Genomic DNA, 1376 nt, shown 5'->3' with positions numbered 1-1376 from the left:
CATAGGCATTGCTTCCTCACTAAACACACTCCAAATACCATCTAACTTTTTAAAAAGTGTTGTGTAATTTTCTTTAGCTGTTAAACCAATTGACACATAAACACCTGTTGTTTTGGGCTTATAAATACCATCAGGAAGCGCAACAGCTACTTCAGAAGTTACATCTGTGCTTATATTATTAATGATACCTTGAGCAGCTAAGGCTACGCCTAAAACTTCTTTCAATCCATTAATATCTTCTACTGATAAATTTGAACCATCTTTCTTCGCCAAATCAAAATGCATGTGATCTCGTTCAGCTTTTAAATTTAAAATTTCAGCTAATTGGTAAATTTGTTCTACTGGAATGTTTTCGGATTTATGAAAAAATGATTTCCAAGTGGTTTCAAATTGTGTTTCAGTTGGAGTAGCATCTTCTGCAAACCATGAAATAATTGTGCTAAGCGGCGCTACTGTTTGATTTAAATCTGCCATAATTAAGGGATTGGAATTGGTTCTATGTACATAACTACTCTATATGGTGGCATATGGTTAATGCTTTCGCCATTTCCTATAACATCAGTTTCAGCACGGCGATAATATAATGTGTTATTATCGGAATCAGTTCCATTAGCACCACCATAATTAGATCCTAAAGGTATTTTGCCTGAAACAGCTGTCGTATTTACGCCAGACGCTTCGATATAATAAGCATCATTAAATCCTATTGTAACATTGGGTAACTGAGATTTTGAAATCTGATGAGTTTCAGAACCTCCAGTATTTCCAATAGTTTGATAAGTTTCGGAATCAGGATTCCAACCCATCGCAATTCGTTCGCGCCAATCTTCAACTTCGCGCCAACCTTCAGGAATTTGATCGGCTGGTTTATTCCAGAAAAGCATTGAACCGCCAACAGCAAAAGGACGTGCAAATAACTCTAATTTCTCTACACGAGTAATCAACGAATTAAAAGTTTGCAAACTTGCTTTTTGTGCCAAATCTAGTTCTAATTGTTTAAGTGATTTTACACGATAAAATGAAGCCCAATTAAAACTTTGTGTTGAAACTCCAAATTCTACCCAACGTTCAATTAAAACATCTTTATTTTGTCCTGTCTTGAACGCTCGTTTTGTTTTCTTTTCAACAATCACAACGGTATTACCTTTAGCTGATTGTTTGAATGGTAATATTTCACCATTAATGAAAACAGTTCCATTATTTACAACGTTATTGTTTTCTGAACATCCGTTAATAATTGCTAAATCATGAGCCAAAAAACCTAATAATTGCGTTATTTTGGGTGCATCAAATGCAAATTCTAACATATCTGTATCGAGGCGTAAACCGCCTGTTTGATTAACATCTGCTTTATTCATAATTTATTAATTTGAATC

2 protein-coding genes are annotated in these 1376 nt (G+C 34.5%); both read right to left on the bottom strand.

Annotated features, from left to right (window positions below):
• Positions 1-474 (bottom strand): hypothetical protein (locus ACMHJW_RS14620; protein WP_413534138.1); only part of this gene is annotated, 474 nt, incomplete at its 3' end.
• A 2-nt stretch (positions 475-476) separates the two neighbouring features.
• Positions 477-1358 (bottom strand): hypothetical protein, encoded by an 882-nt coding sequence (locus tag ACMHJW_RS14615; protein WP_413534137.1) that lies wholly within the window; start codon positions 1356-1358, stop codon positions 477-479.
• Between the last annotated feature and the right edge of the window lie 18 nt (positions 1359-1376).

The organism is Empedobacter brevis (assembly GCF_965118635.1).
Taxonomy (GTDB): Bacteria; Bacteroidota; Bacteroidia; order Flavobacteriales; family Weeksellaceae; genus Empedobacter; species Empedobacter brevis_A.
Note: the sequence above shows the minus strand (reverse complement) of the source record. Positions and strands in the feature narration are given on the sequence as shown.

Coding starts and splice junctions, on each gene's coding strand:
- ACMHJW_RS14615 (WP_413534137.1), bottom strand. CDS start 1,358: ATGAATAAAGCAGATGTTAATCAAACAGGCGGTTTACGCCTCGATACA.